The 19,884-nt window shown below is 68.8% G+C and carries 18 protein-coding genes; 11 read left to right on the plus strand and 7 right to left on the minus strand.

The annotated features are described in order from the left end of the window. The first annotated feature begins 116 nt into the window (after positions 1-116). Positions 117-1,664 carry an NYN domain-containing protein gene (locus tag AC07PA_RS22810; protein ID WP_007856777.1) on the plus strand — a complete coding sequence of 516 codons (1,548 nt, stop codon included), beginning with the start codon at positions 117-119 and terminating at the stop codon, positions 1,662-1,664. Between the two features lie 323 nt (positions 1,665-1,987). Beyond that, positions 1,988-2,773: a hypothetical protein gene (locus AC07PA_RS22815; RefSeq protein ID WP_494606301.1), complete on the plus strand. Its 786-nt coding sequence runs from the start codon at positions 1,988-1,990 to the stop codon at positions 2,771-2,773. A 991-nt stretch (positions 2,774-3,764) separates the two neighbouring features. Here AC07PA_RS22815 and AC07PA_RS22820 read toward each other — a convergent pair. From AC07PA_RS22820 to AC07PA_RS22830, 3 genes are all read right to left on the minus strand, one after another. Further along, the gene (locus AC07PA_RS22820; protein ID WP_494606299.1) at positions 3,765-4,334 is read right to left on the minus strand and encodes a peroxiredoxin family protein; all 570 of its coding nucleotides are present in this window, start codon (positions 4,332-4,334) and stop codon (positions 3,765-3,767) included. An 11-nt stretch (positions 4,335-4,345) separates the two neighbouring features. Continuing rightward, positions 4,346-4,885 (minus strand): carboxymuconolactone decarboxylase family protein, encoded by a 540-nt coding sequence (locus AC07PA_RS22825; protein ID WP_494606297.1) that lies wholly within the window; start codon positions 4,883-4,885, stop codon positions 4,346-4,348. Positions 4,886-4,947: 62 nt separating this feature from the next. Then, positions 4,948-5,751: a hypothetical protein gene (locus AC07PA_RS22830; RefSeq protein WP_494606295.1), complete on the minus strand. Its 804-nt coding sequence runs from the start codon at positions 5,749-5,751 to the stop codon at positions 4,948-4,950. A 168-nt stretch (positions 5,752-5,919) separates the two neighbouring features. On the opposite strand from AC07PA_RS22830, the gene AC07PA_RS22835 reads away from it, so the two are divergent. Further along, the gene (locus AC07PA_RS22835) at positions 5,920-6,795 is read left to right on the plus strand and encodes an AraC family transcriptional regulator (RefSeq protein WP_494606293.1); all 876 of its coding nucleotides are present in this window, start codon (positions 5,920-5,922) and stop codon (positions 6,793-6,795) included. A 23-nt stretch (positions 6,796-6,818) separates the two neighbouring features. On the opposite strand, the gene AC07PA_RS22840 is transcribed toward AC07PA_RS22835, so the two are convergent. Beyond that, the gene (locus AC07PA_RS22840; protein WP_007856784.1) at positions 6,819-7,694 is read right to left on the minus strand and encodes a LysR family transcriptional regulator; all 876 of its coding nucleotides are present in this window, start codon (positions 7,692-7,694) and stop codon (positions 6,819-6,821) included. 124 nt (positions 7,695-7,818) lie between these two features. Here AC07PA_RS22840 and AC07PA_RS22845 point away from each other — a divergent pair, with 124 nt between their 5' ends. The 3 genes from AC07PA_RS22845 to AC07PA_RS22855 are packed head-to-tail and all read left to right on the plus strand — an operon-like array spanning position 7,819 to position 10,948. Beyond that, on the plus strand, positions 7,819-8,955 hold the full coding sequence (locus AC07PA_RS22845; protein ID WP_494606290.1) for a mandelate racemase/muconate lactonizing enzyme family protein: 1,137 nt from the start codon (positions 7,819-7,821) through the stop codon (positions 8,953-8,955). Continuing rightward, complete coding sequence (locus AC07PA_RS22850) at positions 8,952-9,887, plus strand: dihydrodipicolinate synthase family protein (protein ID WP_494606288.1); 936 nt, start codon at positions 8,952-8,954, stop codon at positions 9,885-9,887. The genes AC07PA_RS22845 and AC07PA_RS22850 overlap by 4 nt, the downstream gene beginning before the upstream one ends. A 44-nt stretch (positions 9,888-9,931) precedes the next feature. Continuing rightward, positions 9,932-10,948 (plus strand): Bug family tripartite tricarboxylate transporter substrate binding protein, encoded by a 1,017-nt coding sequence (locus AC07PA_RS22855; protein ID WP_494606286.1) that lies wholly within the window; start codon positions 9,932-9,934, stop codon positions 10,946-10,948. Between the two features lie 175 nt (positions 10,949-11,123). Here AC07PA_RS22855 and AC07PA_RS22860 read toward each other — a convergent pair whose 3' ends face one another. Then, positions 11,124-12,053 carry a LysR family transcriptional regulator gene (locus AC07PA_RS22860; RefSeq protein WP_494655392.1) on the minus strand — a complete coding sequence of 310 codons (930 nt, stop codon included), beginning with the start codon at positions 12,051-12,053 and terminating at the stop codon, positions 11,124-11,126. A gap of 122 nt (positions 12,054-12,175) precedes the next feature. On the opposite strand from AC07PA_RS22860, the gene AC07PA_RS22865 reads away from it, so the two are divergent. From AC07PA_RS22865 to AC07PA_RS22885, 5 genes are all read left to right on the plus strand, one after another. Continuing rightward, positions 12,176-13,189 (plus strand): Bug family tripartite tricarboxylate transporter substrate binding protein, encoded by a 1,014-nt coding sequence (locus AC07PA_RS22865; RefSeq protein WP_494606282.1) that lies wholly within the window; start codon positions 12,176-12,178, stop codon positions 13,187-13,189. Between the two features lie 25 nt (positions 13,190-13,214). Further along, positions 13,215-14,426, plus strand: a complete 1,212-nt coding sequence (locus tag AC07PA_RS22870; RefSeq protein ID WP_494606280.1) for a Rieske 2Fe-2S domain-containing protein — start codon at positions 13,215-13,217, stop codon at positions 14,424-14,426. Then, entirely contained in the window at positions 14,423-15,412 is a 990-nt protein-coding gene (locus AC07PA_RS22875; RefSeq protein ID WP_494606278.1) for a PDR/VanB family oxidoreductase, read from the plus strand. The genes AC07PA_RS22870 and AC07PA_RS22875 overlap by 4 nt, the downstream gene beginning before the upstream one ends. Before the next feature lie 21 nt (positions 15,413-15,433). After that, positions 15,434-15,736, plus strand: a complete 303-nt coding sequence (locus AC07PA_RS22880) for a hypothetical protein (protein WP_494606276.1) — start codon at positions 15,434-15,436, stop codon at positions 15,734-15,736. 290 nt (positions 15,737-16,026) lie between these two features. Further along, positions 16,027-17,103 (plus strand): metallophosphoesterase, encoded by a 1,077-nt coding sequence (locus AC07PA_RS22885; RefSeq protein ID WP_494606274.1) that lies wholly within the window; start codon positions 16,027-16,029, stop codon positions 17,101-17,103. 256 nt (positions 17,104-17,359) lie between these two features. Here the strand turns inward: AC07PA_RS22885 and AC07PA_RS22890 are convergent, their stop codons facing one another. Together AC07PA_RS22890 and AC07PA_RS22895 are read right to left on the minus strand one after the other, a co-directional pair. Then, positions 17,360-18,763, minus strand: coding sequence for an RCC1 domain-containing protein (locus tag AC07PA_RS22890; protein WP_494606272.1), 1,404 nt, complete (start codon positions 18,761-18,763; stop codon positions 17,360-17,362). Between the two features lie 611 nt (positions 18,764-19,374). After that, positions 19,375-19,743 carry a hypothetical protein gene (locus AC07PA_RS22895; RefSeq protein ID WP_494606269.1) on the minus strand — a complete coding sequence of 123 codons (369 nt, stop codon included), beginning with the start codon at positions 19,741-19,743 and terminating at the stop codon, positions 19,375-19,377. Positions 19,744-19,884 lie beyond the last annotated feature (141 nt).

Here is a 19,884-nt window from a genome sequence, read left to right on the forward strand (position 1 = left end):
CCCGGTGCCGGCGCTGGGTGGCCAGGCCGGGCAAGACGGCCTGCGGCAGGGTTGTTCAGAGGCCGCATTCCCATTCCATGTGATGATCGCACCTGCACTAGAACGGACTCACTCCCATGGCATCCCCTTCCGACAACAGCATCAGCATGGCCCTGTTTTGCGACTTTGAAAACGTCGCCCTGGGCGTGCGCGATGCGCAATATGAAAAATTCGACATCAAGCCGGTGCTGGAGCGCCTGCTGCTCAAGGGCTCCATCGTGGTCAAGAAGGCCTATTGCGACTGGGAGCGCTACAAGGGCTTCAAGGCGGCGATGCATGAGGCGAACTTCGAGCTGATCGAGATCCCGCACGTGCGCCAGTCGGGCAAGAACTCGGCCGACATCCGCCTGGTGGTGGATGCGCTGGACCTGTGCTACACCAAGTCGCACGTGGACACCTTCGTCATCATCAGCGGCGATTCGGACTTCTCGCCCCTGGTCTCCAAGCTGCGCGAGAACAACAAGCAGGTGATCGGCGTGGGTGTGAAGCAGTCCACCTCGGACCTGTTGATCGCCAACTGCGACGAGTTCATCTTCTACGACGACCTGGTGCGCGAGAAGCAGCGCACGCTGGCCCGGCGCCAGGGCCAGGGCTCCGGCGCCACGGCGGCGCCTGCGGCACCGCGCCGCTCGCCCGAGGAAGAGCGCCAGCGCAAGGAAAAGCAGGACGCACGCCGCACCCAGGGCGTGGAGCTGGCGGTGGAGACCTTCGAGGACCTGACCTCCGAGCGCGGCGACAGCGGCAAGATCTGGGCTTCGGTGCTCAAGGAGGCGATCAAGCGCCGCCGGCCCGATTTCAGCGAGAGCTACTTCGGTTTTCGCACCTTCGGTAACCTGCTCGAAGAGGCGCAGGCGCGGGGGCTGCTGGAGTTTGGCCGCGATGAGCGCTCGGGCGCCTATGTGTTTCGCGGCATGGGCGCTGCGGCCGGTGGCCAGGTGCCAGCCGATGCGGCGCCCGCCGAGCGGCAGGGCAACCACAGCAACAACAACAGCAACAGCAGCAACAACAGCAACAACAGCAGCAGCCAGCGCCATGATTTCCATGCCGTGGCGGCGCTGCCGGATGCGTCCGATGGCGGTGGTGGCCGGGGTGGCCGCGGCCGTGGGCGCAGCCGGGGTGAGGGTTCGGCACGCGGCGCGGCACCGCAACAGGTGGATGGCCAGCAGGACCTGCTCGCGTCGGAAGCCCATGCCGCACCGGGCGCTGCCGAGGTGCACGACGACGCGCCGCAGGCCGAGCCGGTGGTCAGCCGCTACTTCCGCCAGCAGGCGGCCGCGCCGGCACCTTCTTACGAACCCGTGGCGACCGAGGAACATGAAGATCTGGCTGCGCAGCCTGCCTTTGACGCCGACGCCGACGAGCCTGCCGGTGCACCACCCGCCGGGGTGACGGAGCCTGCGGACGCGGACGATGGGGTGGATACCACCCGCCCGGCACCGCGCAGCCGCCGTGCGGCCCCGGCGCCGCGCAAGAAGAGCCCCAGCAGCCGCAAGGCCGCTGACGCGCCCGCTGCCGAGCCGACCGCGGCAGAGCCCGAGGCTGCTGCACCTGCACCTGCCAAAGCAGCGGCCCCGCGCGCGCGCAAGCCGCGTGGCACGGGCAAGTCTGCCAAGGCTGCCGAGTAAGCTGCTTGGCGGCTGCCGCACCCGCACCGCTCCCACGCCGGTGGCGGCCCCCAAGTCCTGAACCTGCCCCCCGGCAGCCGCCACTGCAGGGGCGGCGCGTGTGGGGCGCGCCAGGCATGCCACCAACCCCTGTACCTCCCGCCAGACCACCCCGCACCTGACCATGTAGCGGCGCTGGCGCGTTGGTGCTGTGTTTTTCGTAAGCAAAGGTCAATGGCCACGGTTTTGCGGCCTGGCGGCCCGCCTGTTCAACAGGTGTTGGGCCATCATTGCCTGGGGCACAGCCCTACTGCGAAATACAACACACAACAGGAGAAGATCGCATGCATTCGACAACCAGAAGAACCCCAAGACTCAAGCACCTCGCGGCCGTGATGGCCCTCGCGGGCCTGGCGGCCTGTGGTGGCGGCGACGACCGTGCCAGCTACACGCTGGGTGGCAGCGTGGGCGGCCTGGTCAGCGGCCAGACCGTGGTCCTGGCCACTGGCAGTGGCGAAGAGGTGGCCGTGGCTGCCAATGGCGCCTTCACGTTCGCCAGGCCCCTGGCGGATGGCAGCACCTACGCCGTGGCGGTGAAGACGGCACCTGCCGGCGCTGGCTGCGTGGTGCGCAATGGTGCCAGCACCGTGGCGGCCGCCACGGTGGACACGGTGGCGGTGCGGTGTGCGCCGCTGGCCACCCTGGCGGATGGCATGTGGGAGCAGGACCGGTGCCGGCCCTCGGCCGATGGCAGCGTGCGCACCCTGTGGAGCTTCAACACCCCGACCAACGGCCCGCTGGCGGCGGGCGTGGGCACGGTGAACTACCGCAACGCCCAATGCGAGGGCGTGGGCATCGCGATCGCGGGCCCGCTGAGCGGCACGTTCTGGTTCGAGCAGCAACGCACCGAGACCGGCGCGGGCCTGGCGGCCTTCTGGGGCCAACGCCAGACCTTTCCGGGTGGCCTGTTGAACCCCGCAGTCTTCACCCCCGTCGTGCTGGTGCGCAAGGCCAACCACCTGTGCCTGCTGGAGGACACGGCAGTGCCATCGGCCTTCCCGAATGTGGCCAGCCTGGAGACTGCGGTCACCGCGGCCATCGCTGCGGGCAATTGCCATACGCCGCGCTGACCTGGCTCGGCCCTGATCACCAGCGCATGTCTTCCAGCGCGCGCAATATGGGCGCCTCGTACTCGATGAAGCAGTCCGCATGGTTCGCGGCGTGCAGCTGCGGCAGGTGGCTGCACGCAGGGCGCGGGTGAGGCGCCTTGGGGGCAGGGGCTGCGTGTCTGTGCTGTTGGTGGTGGTTGCTTCTGCTGTTGTGTTGAGTGCGGAGGCCGGGATGTGCGCCCGGCGGCGCAGTAACTTTCTCTTGCGTCGCCAAGAGAAAGTCACCAAAGAGAAGGCGACCCCGCTGCCCGTGTCCCCCATCGCCCTATCGGGCGCTGGGGGCAGCCTGCGATGCTCGGTCCTGGGGTGTGCCGCAGAACTCGCTGCGTTCTTCGAACTCCGCTCAAACAGCTTCGGCAAGCCAGACAACGATGCGCGTGTCCTGCGGCACGCGCTCACCCCAGGCCCTGCGCTTCTCGGCACGGTCAGAAGGGGTGGGGAGCGGGCTCCATACGGGCCATTGCTTCGCTCGGCCTGTGGTCCTTCGCTGCGCTCGGCTCGCCAGGGCGATCGCCCAGCACGTCGGCAGCGCGCAGCGCGCGCGTCTCCGACACCCGGCGCAGCTGCGAAGCAGCAGCCGTCTCTGACCCCGGTCCCCACCCCTTCTGACCGTGCCGAGAAGCACAGAAGCTGGGGTGGCGCGTGTGCCGAAGGACACACGCGCTTCGTCATCTGACTCGCCGCAGATGTCTGAACGGAGTTCGCCCGAAGGGGGAACGCAGTGAGTTGCGAGGCGCACCCCAGCTTCGAGCATCGCAGGCTGCCCCCTCGTACGCAGTGCGAGGGGGACACGGGCAGCGGGGTCGCCTTTTCTTTGCCTTCTTTCTTTTGGCGACACGACGCAAGAGAAAGTTACTGCGCCGCCGGGCGCACATCCCGGCCCCCGCCCTTTGCAAAAGCACGCCGCCAACAAGCGCAGAGCCATCGCAATCCATCGCTCCCCTGCAGACGCTCAACCAGACACCACGCAGCCATTGGCATCACAGACCGCGCCCCCCGCATGAACCTCGCCAGCAGCAGGCGTAGTCTCGCCCGAAGCCATCCCGGCCCGGGCTACGGCCCCCGGCTCGGCCACCAGCTGCGCCACGAGAGCCCCCACACGCATGTCATCGATGCGACCGAAGTGGTTCAGCCTCAAGCGCCCCCTGCGATCAATCAGCAACAGGCTGGGCGTACCGCGCAAATCATAGGCCTGCATGGTGCGCGGAAGCGGCCCACTGGCATCCGGCCTGTCGATGCCGATGGGAAAGGGGAGCCGGTACTCGTGCACGAAGGCTTCGAGCGCCTGCGGCGTCATCACCGCATGGTGCTCGAACACCGAGTGCAGCCCCAGCACGGCCACGTCGCGCGCGTCGAACATGGCGTGGACGGCAGCAGCCTGGGGCAGGCCATGGGCCACGCAGCCGGGGCAGAGCATCTGGAAGGCGTGGATCACCACCACCTTGCCGCGCAGGCCTTGCAGCGTGATCGGCGCATCGGTGTTGAGCCATTGCGCAATCTCCAACTCGGGTGCGTAGTCCATGGCCAGGCCTTTCAGCGCTTGAGCGCTACGGAAGGAAAGTCCACCGGCACCGCGAAGGCCACGTTCACATAGTTGGTGAACAGGTTGAGCGCTACGTGGGCGACGATCTCGACCGCCTGGCCGTCGCTGAAGCCGGCGCTGCGCAGGGCCTGCACGTCGGCTTCGGACACCTGGCCGCGGGCTTCCACGAGCTTCAGGGCAAAGGCCAGGGCGGCGGCGGTGCGTGGGTCGTCGGACTGGCCGGTCTGCGCGGCGCCCATCTCGGCGGCGCTGGCGCCGGCCTTGCGGCCCAGGGCGGTGTGCGCGGCCAGGCAGTAATGGCAGTCGTTGCGGTTGGCCACGGCCACGGCGATCTTCTCGCCGAGTTGCGCGTCGATGCTGCCGCTGCCCAGCGCACCGAAGAAGCCCCACATGGCGTTCAGCGCGGCGGGCGACTGGGCCACCGTGCGGAACATGTTGGGCGTGGCGCCGAAGGCGCCGTGGATGGCGTCGAGCGTGCCGGCGACGCTGGCGGGGGCGGATGCGCGGTCGATCAGGGGGATGCGGTTCATGGTGATGGTTCCTTGGTCAGGGTTGGTTGGGGTTGGTTGGGGTTGGGGAAGGAGCAGGGAATTCAGCGGTTCACTTTGCCGGGGAGTGACAGGTCGCCCGAGGCGACCTTCATCACATCGGGCACGCACAGCAGCGGCGCATGCACGCTGGCGTTCACGCGTAGCACGGCGGCCACGCCATCGAACGAGGCGGCCTGCACGGCGCCGATGTCGTCGAAGGGCACCTTCACCTCCAGCGTCTGGCCGCTGAAGTGCGGGTGCCAGCCGGGGCTGTCGATCAGGATGGGCAGGCCGGGCCAGGTCTTGGGCAGCCGGGGCTTGGCGCCTTCGGGGATGTCCACCACCTTCAAATTGCCCTTGCCGCAGGCATCGTCGGGCTGCAGCACCACCCAGTGCGAGTGCCACACATCGCCGTCGTTGGCGGGGTTGCCGTCGCCGTTCTCGTCGAACAGCGGCGTGTCGTCGAAGTCGGGGTGCGAGGTCACGGCAAAGGCCAGGATGCCGGCCTTGGGCTCGAAGCCCACGGTGGACGGGTCCAGCGTGGTCGGCCAGACGTACGAGAACACCGCGCTGCCGGCCAGCTTGCCCGACCTGGCGGGCTTGGTGGCACCGGCCTTGCCCGACACAGCCACGTGGAAGATGGCGGTGTTGCCCTCGGTGCTGATGCGGGTGTGGAAGATGTCGAAGGCCGGCTTGACCTTGGGCGCCGGCGCGGTGCGGATGCCGCCGGTGTGCGGGTCGTTCTTGCCGGTGGCCTTGCCGTGGTGGTGCGCGTCGTGGGCGCTGGCGCTGCAGGCCAGGGCCGCCAGGGCCAGCGCGGTGGCGCTGCGGTGGAGGAGGCTGCTGCGGGAGAAGGTGCGTCGCATGGCTGGCTACTTTCCTTGGGGTGTGGTGTCGATGGAGGCTTGTCGCGGCGTCTGCAGGAGGGTGGCTGCTGCAGAAACCGTGGAATGAAGTTTGCGCCGCTGTGCAGTAAAATATGGCACGTTGAGTCCTTGAAACATGCCATTTCGTCCTGCTTGATCCCTGCCGACATGAATGCCCCCCTGCCACAACCCATCGACCGGCTGTCCGCGCTGCTCGAGCGCTTTCGCCTGCGGGCACACCTGTTCCACGCGGGGCCGCTGTGCGGCGTGACGCACTTCGCGGCGCAGCCGGGGCGGGGGTTTCTGCACGTGCTGCGCAGTGGCGAGATGGAGGTCACGCACCGCGCACGCGGCGTCAAGCGCCGGCTGCAGGTGAACGAGCCCACGCTGCTGTTCTACCCGCGGCCGCTGGCGCACGACTTCCACAACGCGCCGGTGGACGGGGCCGATTTCGTCTGCGCCACGCTGGACTTCGAGGGCGGCGACAGCCACCCGCTGGTGCGCGCGCTGCCGCCGCTGCTGGCCCTGCCGCTGCGCGAGGTGGACGGCCTGGAACATACGCTGGCGTTGCTGTTCGCCGAGACCGAGCGCCTGCGCTGCGGCCAGCGCCTGCTGGCCGACCGCCTGTTCGAAGTGCTCGTGATCCAGCTGCTGCGCTGGTTGCTGGACCACACGGGCGAGACCGAGCTGCCCGCCGGCCTGCTCACCGGCCTGGCCGAGCCGCGCCTGGCGCGCACCCTGGTGGCCTTGCACGAGCGGCCCGAGGCCGACTGGACGCTGGACACCATGGCCGCACAGGCCGGCATGTCGCGCAGCGCGTTCGCCGCGGCCTTTCGCACCCACGTGGGCCAGCCCCCGGCGGACTACCTGGCCCAGTGGCGCATGGCCATTGCGCAGACCCTGCTGCGCCAGGGCACCCCGGTCAAGGCCGCGGCGGACCAGCTCGGCTATGCCAGTGCGTCATCGTTCTCGCGCGCGTTCACGCAGGTGGTGGGGCAGGGGCCGCGGGCGTGGGTGCAGGCAGCGCAGCCGCAGCGGGCATGAGTCCCGGCCCGCGGTCCCGTGGATCAGGCCGAAAAGTGCTCCTGCGCCACGCCGTGGAACTCCTGCGCCAGCGCTGCGCGCACGGCCCCGCGCAGCCACAGCAGGCCCACTTCGCGTTCGGGTGAGGTACCGGGCAGGGGGTGCTTGCGCAGCCGCGGGTCCACCGGCCCGATGACCGCCCAGTCGGGCAGCACCGAAATGCCCAGGCCCTCGGCCACGAGCTTGGCGATGGCGTCGATGCCGTCGAGCTCGAAGCGCACGCGCGGCCGTATGCCGTGGGCGCGCAGGTAGCCGTCGGCCAGGCGCCCGCCCACCACCTTGCGGTCGTACAGGATGAAGGGCTCGGCCGCCAGGGTCTGCAGCACGTCCTTGACCTTCAGCTCGCGCGCGGTGACGAGCACCAGCTTTTCGCGCCGCAGCAGGCGCCATTCGCACACCTTGGGCAGCTCGAACAGCGGGTGCACGAGCAGCGCGGCGTCGAGCTCGCCATTGAGGACGCGCGTGTACAGCTGGGTGGTGGGGGCCGGCTCGATGTAGATCTCGATGTCCTCGTGGCGCTTTGTCCAGGTGCGCAGGATGGGCGGGAGCATGCCCGTCATGCCGACGGGCGTGGTGCCCAGCTTGAGCGGCCCGGCAGGCAGGCGCGTGGCGCTGGCCACGGAGCGCAGGTCGCGCACCTCGCGCAGCACGGCGGGCGCGCGCTCCATCACGCGCAGGCCGGCGGCGGTGGGCTTGACGGTGCGGCCCGTGCGCCCGATGAGGCGGCTGCCCAGGTCGACCTCCAGCGCGTGCACGCGCTGCGCCACCGTGGCGGGCGTGAGGTTGAGCTCGCGCGCGGCGGCGGCCATCGAACCCAGTTCGACGACGCGGCTGAAGGTGTGCAGAAACTGGGTGTCCATAGGGAACGCAAGCACATCAAGAAAATGCTTTTTGCATCTTTTGATTATGCCTGAGCGTGCTTGAACCGATGGTGTCAGCTGCCCAGAATGAAGTCTCCCTTGGCTTTCATCCGATTCAATCCCTATGCCCCGTATCCAATCCATCGAAGTCTGCGCCGTTGCCCTGCCGCTGGACCGTGTCACCTCCTTCGCGCGCCGTACCGTGAGCGCGCGCCACTACGGCCTGGTCCGTGTCCGCTCCGACGACGGGCTCTCGGGCATCGGCTTTTGCTATGTCGGCAGCGCCGCGGGCCGGCTGTTCACCGTGGCCGTGGAGGACCTGCTGGCCAAGGTGCTGATCGGCCGCGACTCGCACGAGGTGGAGGGGCTGTGGGCGCAGATGTACCAGGAGGCGCTGCTGCACGGCCGCGCCGGCACGGTGATGCGCGCCATCAGCGCGCTGGACACCGCGCTGTGGGACCTGAACGCACGCAGCGTGGGCCTGCCCCTGCACCGCTACCTGGGCGCCAACGCGCTGGACACGGTGCCCGGCTATGCCAGCGGCGGCTACTACCTCGACGGCAAGACGCCGCAGCACCTGGGCGAGGAGATGGCCAGCTACGTGGCCATGGGCTTCCAGGCGGTGAAGATGAAGACCGGGCGCCTGTCCCCGGCCGAGGAAGAAGCGCGCTTGCGCGCGGCCCGCGAGGCCGTGGGGCCGGACGTGGAGCTGATGATGGACTGCAACAACGGCTGGACCGATGTGACGCAAGCACTGCAGTACATGCAGCGCTTCGAGCCCTACCGCCCATACTTCATCGAGGAGCCGTTCTCGCCCGACGACATCGACAACCATGCGCGGCTGGCGCGCGCCACGCGCGTGCCGGTGGCTACGGCGGAGATCGGCTATGGCCGCTGGTACCACCAGGCGCTGCTGGAAAAGCAGGCCGCCGCCATCCTGCAGACCGATGCCGTGGTGTGCGGCGGCATCACCGAATGGCGGCGCATTGCGGCCAACGCGGCCAGCCATGGCGTGGTGATGTGCCCGCACTGGTTCCACGACGTGCATGCACCGCTGGTGGCGGCCACGCCCAATGCGCGCTATGTGGAGTTCTTCTGGGACGACCAGGTGCTGAACTTCCGGCGCCTGATCGACCGCCAGCTCGGGCAGCGCAACGGCCAGATCACGCTGCACACCACCCCGGGCCTGGGCTTCGACTTCGACGAGCAGGAGATTGCGCGCCACGCCCGCTGGACGCGCATCGACGGGAGCGCGCTGTGAGCGGCGCGCCGCGCCTGCAGGGCGTGCTGTCGCCCGTGGTCACGCCCTTCGGGGCCAACGGCGCGCCATCGCCCGCGCGCCTGCTGGACCACTGCCGCTGGCTGTTGTCGCAGGACGTGGGGCTGGCAGTCTTTGGCACCAACTCGGAAGGCAATTCGCTGTCGCTCGTGGAAAAGCGCCAGCTGCTCGACCACCTGGCGGCCGGCGGCATACCAGGCCAGCGCCTGATGCCGGGCACCGGCACCTGCGCGATCCCCGAGACGGTGGAACTGACGCGCCATGCCGTGCAGCTGGGCTGCGCCGGGGTGCTGGTGCTGCCGCCGTTCTACTACAAGGGCACGGGCGACGAGGGGCTGTTCGCCTACTTCGCCCGTGTGATCGAGGAGGTGGCCGATGCGCGGCTGCGCGTGTACCTGTACCACATACCTCCGGTGGCGCAGGTAGGCATCGGCCCGGCGCTGATCGAGCGCCTGCTCAAGGCCTACCCCGGCGTGGTGGCGGGCATCAAGGACAGCTCGGGCGATGCCGGCAACACAGCACTGCTGCTGCGCGAGTTCCAGCCCGCGGGCTTCGATGTGTTTGCGGGCAACGAGACGCTGTTGCTGTCCACCCTGCGCGGCGGTGGCGCGGGCTGCATCACGGCCACGGGCAATGTCAACCCCGCGGCCATTGCGCGGCTGTACCGCAGCTGGCAGGCGCCGGACGCCGACGCGCAGCAGGCGCAACTGGACGCCGTGCGTGCGGCCTTCCAGGCCTTTCCCATCATCGCCGCGATGAAGTGGGCCCTGGCCCGGGCGACGGGCGATGCCAGCTGGGCACAGGTGCGCCCGCCGCTGGTGGCACTGGCGCCGGACCAGGCGCAGGCGCTGGCGCAGCGGCTCGACGCGCTGGGCTTTGCGATGCCGCGGACCGAGGCCCTGGCCGCGGCATAGGCGGCCCCATTCACGACAACAATACCGACAAGGAGACAAACACCATGCAAAGCAACCGCCGCCAATGGCTGATGGCCGCAACGGCAGCAGCAGCGGGCCTGCCCGTGCTGGGCGCCGTCGCAGCCCCCGCAGGCCCGGCCACCGCCGCCGCCGCCGCAACACTTCCGTCCGGGCCCATCAAGCTGGTCGTGGGTTTTCCGCCCGGGGGCGGCACCGACATCCTGGCGCGCCTGCTGGCGCAGAAGCTGCAGGTGCTGTGGGGCCGCACGGTGATCGTGGAGAATCGCGCCGGTGTGTCCGGCACCCTTGCCGCAGACTACGTGGCCAAGCAGCCGGGCGATGGCAACACCTTGCTGCTGGCCCACATCAGCAGCAACGGCATCGCGCCCGGGCTGTACCCCAAGCTCGGCTATTCCGCAGAAAAGGACTTCGCGCCGATCACCATGGTGGGCGCCACGCCGATGGTGGTTATGTGCAAGCCCGACAAGGGCCTGCGCAGCCTGGAAGCCTTGATCGAGCGCTGCCGCCAGCAGCCCGGGCGGGTGAGCTTTGGCTCGGCCGGCACGGGCTCCGCCCAGCACCTGGCGATGGAGGAGCTGCGCCGGCGCGCCGGGATCGAGGTGCTGCACGTTCCCTACAAAGGGTCGGCGCCCATGGTCACGGACCTGCTGGGCGGGCAGATCGATGCCTGCTTCGAGGGCATGACCACGGCCACGCCTTACCTCAAGGCGGGCAAGCTGCAGGGCCTGGCCACCACCCGCCTGCAGCGGGCCAAGGGCTTTGCCGAGCTGCCGACCCTGGCCGAAAAAGGCTTTGCCGGCTTCGACGCGAGCATCTGGTTTGCGCTGGCCGCGCCCGCGGCCATGCCGGCGGCCCTGGTGCAGCGCATGAATGCCGACGTGAACCAGGTCCTGGCATCGGCCGACCTGCAGGCCAAGCTGGCCGAGATCGGCGCAGAGGACAGCGGCGGCACGCCGGAGCGCCTGGGCAGTTTCATGCGGGCCGAGCAGGCGCGCTGGGCCCGGCTGATCCGCGAGGCGAAGATCACGCCCGACAGCTGAGCAGGTATGAACGAAGCCGACATGCGCGCTGATGCCGCCAAGACACGCACACCCGTCGAAAGCAAATGCTCGCCATGGCCCGGGCCATGGCTGCGCTTTGCGCCTGAATCGCACCCATTGTGGCGGCCTGCCCGGAGACGCCGGATGCATCACACCTTCTGGGCGGCGAGATCTGTCAGGCCTTGCCCATGGCGTGGCCGTGCTGCAGGATCTCGTCCTTGAGCCAGAGCACGGCGGGGTCGGCATTGGAGCGCTCGGCCCAGCAGACGTAGAGGCGGTAGTCGGGCAGCTCCACGGGCAGGGCGGTGCTGGCGAGCTGGGCGGCGTAGTGCCGGGCCACGCGCTGCGGGAACACGGCGATCAGGGCGCTGTGCTTGTCGCCGCACATCAGCTCCACCATCTGGCTGAAGGTGGCCACGGCGGCCTGCACCAGGCGCTGGCGGCCTTTGCGGGCCAGGGCCTGGTCCACGGTGTCGTCGAGTACGGAGCGGGTCTGCCCCAGCACCACGTGGGGCGCGGTGCAGAAGGCATCGAGCCCCATGGGCGCGGCCAGGGCCGGGTGGCCGTGGCGCCCCACGGCCACGTAGCTGTCGTCGTAGAGCAGCGTGGATTCGACCCCGCTGGCAGGCGACAGGCGCGGGTGCAGGCCCACGTCCACGTCGCCCTTGCGCAAGCGCTCGGTGAGGCGGCCGTAGTCGGCCAGCTCCCACGACAGGCGCATGCGCGAGCCGCGCCGCGAGAGCTCGGCGCACAACAGCGGCAGCATCACGCGGCAGGTATGGTCGCTGCCGGTGATGCGCAGGATGCGGTCGGACGTGGCCGGGTCGAAGGCCTGCTCCAGGCTCATGAGCTTGTGCATCTCGTGCAGCACGGCCTCCACGCGCGGCGCCAGGGCCAGCGCGCGCGGCGTGGGCACGATGCCGTGGCTGGTGCGCGTGAACAGCGGGTCGCCAAAGACCTCGCGCAGGCGCTTGAGCGATGCGCTCACCGCCGGCTGGCTCAGGAACAGGCGCGCGGCCGCGCGCGACACGCTGCCCTCGCGCAGCAGCGCATCGAAGGTGCGCAGCATGGGCAGGTCCAGGCCCCGGATATCAGACTGGCCCATATCAGCTATCCAAACGTTTGAATTGATCCATGTCGGCTTGTCTCCTATCGTAACGGTACCCCAGGCGATGCGCGATGCGGATTGCGCCGGGCACCAACGATGAACGACAACGGAGACAAGACATGACCAAGAATGCAGGACTGCGCGTGCGCAGGCGAACCGTGCTGGCCCTGGGCGCGGCCTTGGCGCTGCCCGGCGGCGCGGCATGGGCGCAGGCCACCGCACAGGCGAACGCGAACGCCTTTCCCTCGCGGGTGATCCGCATCGTGCCCTTCGGCACGGCGGGCGGGCCCATCGATGCGATTGCGCGCGTGTATGCCGACAAGCTGCAGCAGCGCTGGGGGCAGAGCATCATCGTGGACGCCAAGCCGGGCGCCAGCGGCATCATTGCCGCCGATGCGGTGGCCAAGGCCGCGCCGGACGGGCATACGGTGATGCTGACGCTGCCGCTCACGCACATCAACAACGCCATCCTGCAGCCCAAGCTGCCGTACGACCCGGTGAAGGACTTCGAGCCCATCTCGCAGCTTGCGCTGGGCGGGCCGATGCTGGTGGCGCGCGCCGATGCGCCCTATAGCAACCTGCCGGAGTTCGTGGCGTTCGCCAAGCAGAAGAAGAACCTGACCTACGGCACCTGGGGCAATGGCTCGGCCGCGCACCTCATGGGCGAGCTGCTCAAGCGCCAGACGGGGGCGGAATTGATCCACGTGCCCTACAAGGCCGAGGCCGCGGCGCACAACGACCTGTTTGGCGGCCAGCTGGACTTTGCCTGGGCCAACCCGGCCACGGCGCGGGCCCAGGCGCAGGGCGGGCGCATGAAGGTGCTGGGCATCGCGGCCAGCGGGCGCGTGTCTTCGCTTCCGGAGGTCAAGACCTTTGCGGAGCAGGGCTTCGCCGGGTTCGACCTGGACAGCTGGATCGGCGTGTACGCCCCTGCGAAGACGCCGCCCGCCGTGCTGCAGAAGTGGAACGACGCGCTGCGCGAGATCACCAGGACGCCCGAGGTGCGCGAGAAGCTGGCGAGCTTCGGCTTCGAGCCCCTGGGCAACACGGCGGCGCAGTTCAAGGCCAGCTATGCGGCCGACTACCCGCGGGTGGCAGAACTCATCAAAGCGGCGGGCGTGACCCTCGACTGATTTCGGACAACAAGGAATTCACTGCATGAACCCCGGCACCGTACAACACAAGGTGATCCCCATCGCCGTCGACACCGGCACGGCCTATGGCCTGCCTGCGCCGACCTCCAACCTCACGCTGGCCCAGGTGGGCGCGGGCACGCCCATGGGCGAACTGCTGCGCCGCTACTGGCACCCCATCGGTCTGGCGGCCGACGCCACTGACACGCCGCGCCAGGTGCGTGTGCTGGGGGAAGACCTGATCCTGTTTCGCGACAAGACCGGCCGGCCCGGCCTGGTGTACCCGCACTGCGCGCACCGGGGCACGTCGCTGTACTACGGCAAGGTGGAGGAGCGCGGCATCCGCTGCTGCTACCACGGCTGGCTGTTCGATGTGGAGGGCCACTGCGTGGAGCAGCCCTGCGAGCCCGAGATGGGCCGCGCACGCGGCAAGGTGCGCCAGCCCTGGTACCCCGTGCAGGAGCAGTACGGCCTGGTATGGGCCTACCTGGGCCCCGCCGACAAGAAGCCGGTGCTGCCGCGCTACGACGCGCTGGAGCGGCTGGACGCGGGCGAGCTGCTGGAGGCCAACGACGCCAGCATCGGCGGCGGCGGCCCGGCCATCGTGCCGTGCAACTGGCTGCAGCACTACGAGAACCTGGTGGACCCTTTCCACGTGGTGGTGCTGCATTCGACCTTCAGCGGCACGCAGTTCGTCGAGCAGATGGCCGAGATGCCCAAGGTGACCTGGGACACCGTGCCCCTGGGCGTGCGCACCACCTCGCTGCGCACCCTGCCGGACGGCCGCACCTTCCGCCGCATCAGCCAGGCCGGCCTGCCCACGCTGCGCGTGATACCGAGCCCCCGGCTGGGGCGCTACGGGCGCGTGGAATCGCTGGGCTGGGTGCTGCCCATCGACGACCACCACTTTCGCATCTACGTGGTGGGCCGCGTGGCCGAGGTGGGTGAGCTGGCGCGCATGCGTTCGCGCATGAACGGCAAGCTGTGGGAGGAACTGACCGAGCAAGAGCACCGCGCCATGCCCGGCGACTACGAGGCCATGGTGAGCCAGGGCGCCATCGCCCACCATTCCGAAGAGCACCTTGCCACCAGCGACCGCGGCATCGTCATGCTGCGCCGCCTGCTGCAGCAGCAGGTGGACAAGGTGCAGCGCGGGGAAGATCCGGCGGGGGTGGGCTTCGATCCCGATGCGCCCCCCGTCGTTTTCGACGCCGGCAATTTCCTGGAAGGCGAATGACTGCCGCCGCCGAGATGAACACCCTTGCCGTGCGGGTGGCCCGCCGCTGGCCCGAGGCGCGCGGCATCGAGGCCTTCGAGCTGGTGCACCCGCACGGGGATGCGCTGCCGGCCTTCAGCGCGGGGGCGCATGTGGACGTGCACCTGCCCGGCGCCATGGTGCGGCCCTACTCGATCTGCAGCGCGCCGCACGAGCTTTGGCGCTACCTGATCTGCGTGCTGCGCGAGCCCGCGTCGCGCGGCGGATCGCGCGCGCTGCACGATGCCGTGCAGGAAGGTGACGTGCTGCGCATCGGCCGCCCGCGCAACCTGTTCGCGCTGGCCGAGGGCGCCAGCCACCATTTGCTGCTGGCCGGGGGCATCGGCATCACGCCCATCCTCTGCATGGCGCAGCAACTGGTGCAGGCGGGCGATGGCAAGCACTTCGCGCTGCACTATGCGGTGCAGGAGCGCGAGCGCGCGGCGCTGCTGGGGGCCTTGGCGGCACCGGGCCTGGCGGAGCGCTCGCACCTGTACTGCAGCAGCGGGAGCGAGGTGCCGGCGCGCATGGACATCGGCCAGTTGCTGGCGCAGGCCGCAGCGGGCACCCATGTGTATGCCTGCGGCCCCGCGCGCTTCGTGCAGGCCGTGCAGTCGGCCGCTGCCGCGCAGGGCTGGGCGGGCGAGCGTGTGCACGTGGAGCTGTTCGCGGCGCCGCAGCTGCTGCGCAGCCATGGCGATGCGGCCTTCGAGCTGGTGCTGGCCCGCTCGGGCCGTGTGGTGGATGTGCCGGCCGGCTGCAGCGCCACCGAGGCCCTGGCCGCCGCCGGCGTGGCCGTGCCCACCTCGTGCGCGCAGGGCGTGTGCGGCACCTGCCTCATGGGGGTGGTGTCGGGCGTGCCGGACCACCGCGACATGTACCTCTCGGCCGAGGAGCAATTGCGCAACGACCAGTTCCTGCCATGCTGCTCGCGCGCGCTGACGGGGCGGCTGGTGGTGGACCTCTGACAGGCCAGGGCAACTTTTTGCGTGCTGGCGCACTCTTACCTGCAGCCGGCCACCGCTGTGGACGGCAAGGTGCCCACCATGAACGAACTCGAACTGCTGCAGGGCCTGGGCCTGCAGCTGCCCAGCCCGGCCTACCTCATCGGTGCGCTGGTCTTCGGCCTTATCGGCTGGGTGGTGTGGCGCCGCGGGCGCCGGCAGGCGCGGCCCGCGCTGACCTGGAGCGGCGTGGCGCTGATGTTCTACCCCTACCTCGTTACCCGCACCTGGCTGCTGTGGGGCGTGGGTGTGGCACTGTGCGCCTGGGTCTGGCTGCAGTGGGAGTGAATGGCCTGGCCTGCCCTCAGCAGAACACCAGCGCCAGCAGGGCAGGGTCGTCCATGAGGTTCAGCAGCGCGTAGTCGGCCCAGCGGTAGGCGAAGAAGAGGGCTTGGTCGGTCCAGCGGTCCAGGGGCATGGGCGGCGATTATGGGGGATGCTGCGGCCCCAACCCAGGGCATGCCGGCGCCTGCCTGGCGCCAGGGCGCATTGCGGGCGGGTATGCTGACGGCATTGTTGCCACAGCGGCATGACCGACCCCCCTTTTGACGACAACTCCCCAGGAGCCCGTTGCCCCCATGAGCCTGATCCAACCTCTGCCCCCCGGCCCGCTCGACATCGTGGGCGACATCCACGGCGAGTACGACGCCTTGGTGCAGTTGCTCGGGCACCTGGGCTACGACGCCGAGGGCGGCCATGCCCAGGGGCGCACCCTGGTCTTCGTGGGCGATTTCTGCGACCGCGGGCCGGACAGCCCGGCGGTGCTGGGCCTGGCGCAGCGCCTGGTGCAGGCGGGCCGGGCGGTGGCGGTGCTGGGCAACCACGAGATCAATTTGCTGCGCGAGGATGCCAAGGACGGGTCGGGCTGGTTCTTCGACGCGCGCATGGTGCGCGACCACGACAAGTACGCCCCCTCGGCGCGGCCCACACCGGCGCAGCGCCGCTCCATCGTGGAGTTTCTGTCGGTGCTGCCCATCGCGCTGGAGCGCGATGACCTGCGCGTGGTGCACGCCGCCTGGCAGGACGTGCAGATCGAGGCCGCGCGCCTGCTGCCCCTGGGCTCGGTGCGCAGCGAGTACGACCACTGGGAGAGCGCCGCCAGCCGCCAGGCGCGCGAGACGGCGCTGGAGCAGCGCATGGCCCAGGAGCTGGAGCACTGGCTGCATGGCCTGGAGAACAACCTGCACCAGCCGCCGTTTTTGCATGCGCATGCCGAGAACGAGTCCAACAAGCAGATGCTCAACCCGCTCAAGGTGCTGACCTCGGGCGTGGAGAGCACGGGGCGCTCGCCCTTTTTCGCGGGTGGGCGCTGGCGCTTTACCGAGCGCCAGGCCTGGTGGAACAGCTACAGCGACGATGTGCCGGTGGTGGTGGGCCACTACTGGCGTCGCCTGCGCCCCATCGACCGCAGCGTGGTGGGCAAGGGCGATGCCGACCTGTTTGCCAACACCCACCCGCTGGCCTGGCACGGCCAGCGCGGCAATGTGTTCTGCGTGGATTTTTCGGCCGGTGGGCGCTGGGCCGAGCGCAAGGCGGGCAAGGTGGTGGGGCACGACTTCAAGCTGGCGGCCTTGCGCTGGCCCGAGCGGGTGCTGCAGTTCGACGACGGGGTGGTGCAGGCCACGCAGGGATTTGGGACACCGGGCAACCCGTAGCCGGTGGTGCCTGCCGCGCGCAGGGCGGCATCATCTTCCATGCGCCATCGCGAAGCCGCTGGCTGCCGGAGGCCACCAGGAACCCGGCGGTTGCGAGCACGCAGCCAAGTCAAGGCCGTGCTCGCGGTGATGCACCGGTGCTGGCGCCGCAAGTGATCTCACCCTTGCCAGGCAGTGGCACTGCTGCAGCGCTGCCCAGAAAAAACGCCCACCTGTACGGGCGGGCGTTGCCTTGGGATCTACCTGCACCTACCGGCTATTGGATGTCGTAGACCCGCTTGTAGCGCAGGCTGTTGAGCATTTCACCCAAACTCTCGGCGGTGGTTGCACCCAGTCCATAGCCGATGAAAAACGCGGTGCCTGACAAGTGGGTCATGTCCTGGTTCAAAAACAAGACGGTGGATGTGTTTTGCAGGCGGTCGGCCCAGGCCAGCGGGTTGGCCGGATTGAGGCGGTCGAAATTGGGCACCGAGTAGGTGTACATGGTGCCGTCGGGCGTGATGGCCACGAGGTAGGGGTTGCCCTTGGCGCCAGTGGCCAGGTGTTCGGGTTGGATCTCCACGTACGCGGTCAGCGTCAGGCGGGTCCGGGTCCCGATGGCCACCATGGTGCCTAGCCCGGATGCACCCGCGCCCTCGAACACCACGCGCACCGGCGCCGGTTGCGATGGCCCCACCGGCCCCACACCCAGTTGCCCATAGTCGTTGTTGCCCCAGGCCAGGAGCGTGCCGTCGGTGGTGAGTGCCAGGGAGTGCGAGTAGGATGCCGCGACCTGTGCATACCCGGCGCCAAGCGGTTGCGGGATTTCCGTGTTGCTTTGGGTGCCATTGCCCAGTTGGCCCTTGTCATTGGAGCCCCAGGCCCAGGCCGTGCCATCGGCCTTCAGCGCCACCGTGTGGCTGGAACCTTTGGCGACCTGGCGATAGCCGCCACCCACCAGCACGGGGGCTTCGCGCTCTTTCCATTGCCAGAGCGTTCCATCCTCCTTCACGCCTGCGGCCGAGCGGGAGCCCAAGGCCAGCTGCACGAAACCACGGTCCACCGGGCCGGCGTTGCCGTAGCCGCCCTGCCAGCCCGGGTTGATGAACAGGTCCCCGGAGTACACGTTCAAAAAAACAGACCGTATGGCGCCGTCTTCCAGCAAGAACAACGCGTTGTTGCGGCCACTGACCATTTGCCGGTAGCCGGGTGGCGCCCGGTCCAATATGCCGTCGCTACCGGCATTCCCGTTGAAGAGATTTTTCATATTGTCCCAGTACCAGAAGGATCCGTCTGTCTTCCTGGCGGTTTCCGAGGTCATCAGCTGCGCAAAGCCACTGCCCACCTGCACCGGCTGGGTTACGGCCAGCTCCTGGGCTCTCGCCGTCCCCACAACACCCCACATCCACAATGTGCCATCGGTCTTGAGGCCCACCATGTGCAAATCGCCCACAGCAACCTGGGCGAAACCGCTGCCGATCTGCACGGGCTTGTCTGCACTGACCGTGGAGCCAGTGCCCAACTGCCCATACCGGCCGTTGCCCCAGGTCCACAGCGTTCCGTCGCTGAGCACCGCTGCGGAGCTATTTGAGCCCGTGGCCATCTGCACCACCGTGGCGGCGTGCACGCTGCCCATGCCGCCAGTCACCAGGGCGAGCAGCAGCCAGGCTTTGAAGGCCACAGGCGCCAGGTGGCGGGAGGCGATGGATCGCAAGTGATGTCTTGCAAAAGACGAAAAGAATCTCATAAGAAAGCCCATCTTTGGAAATATTGGTGAAACCTGCCGAAGCCCGCATTGGCCTCTTCGGAAAGTGCGTGCGCAACGAACGACGAACGAACGAGCGAACGATGGACACGCCACGGTGACAGCCTCCCCTCCCTGAAATCTGGCAAATGTTTTTTTACGATCAGCAGGGGTGCCTCTCAAGTGCCATGGTATGGCCGAGCCTCGCAAAAAGCGGTGACTCGCATCACCACACCCGGTCGGCCAAACAAAGCGTTACGAAATCAGTTCAGGGAAGCCGTTTGTTTCAGCCGCCGCTTGCTCCCCATCGACCGCAGCGTGGTGGGCAAGGGCGATGCCGACCTGTTCGCCAACACCCATCCGCTGGCCTGGCACGGCCAGCGCGGCAATGTGTTCTGCGTGGATTTTTCGGCCGGTGGGCGCTGGGCCGAGCGGGTGCTGCAGTTGGATGACGGGGTGGTGCAGGCGACGCAGGGGTGTGGCGCATTGAAGCCGGGCTGGCTGGCTGGCTGGCTGGCTGGCCGCAGCGCTTACTCTTCTTCTTCTCTTCAGTCCTGCGCGCGCAGTCGCTGGATGCAGACCGCGAAGAACCCGGCGGCCACGGCCAGTGCGGTGATGCCGGGGCCGTATTTGCCCAGGGCCAGGTAGGCCAGGCCCAGCACCACGGTCACCCATTTGCCGCCGCCCATGAGTTCATCGGGGTGTGCGAGGTGCCAGGCACCGATGCCTGCGAACATGAGGGCGAGGAGCAGGTACAGGAGCCATTCGAGGGGGTGAGGGGGCTTGGGTGGGGGCGGGTTCTCTGTGGCCTTGCTTTTGCTTTTGCGCATGGCATCGCGCAGGGCGAGGAAGAGGGCAGCGAGCAGGCCGAGGATGATGAGGATGGTGAATGTGCTGATGAGGGCGGTGGCTAGCATGGTGGGGACGGTAGCACGGGGCTTGGTGGCTGCCTGGTGTTTGTTTGGACTGCGTGGCTTGATGGAGGGCGGAGGCCGGGATGTGCGCCCGGCGGCGCAGTAACTTTCTCTTGCGTCGCCAAGAGAAAGTCACCAAAGAGA

The sequence above is a fragment of the Acidovorax sp. GW821-FHT09B03 genome (assembly GCF_059418305.1).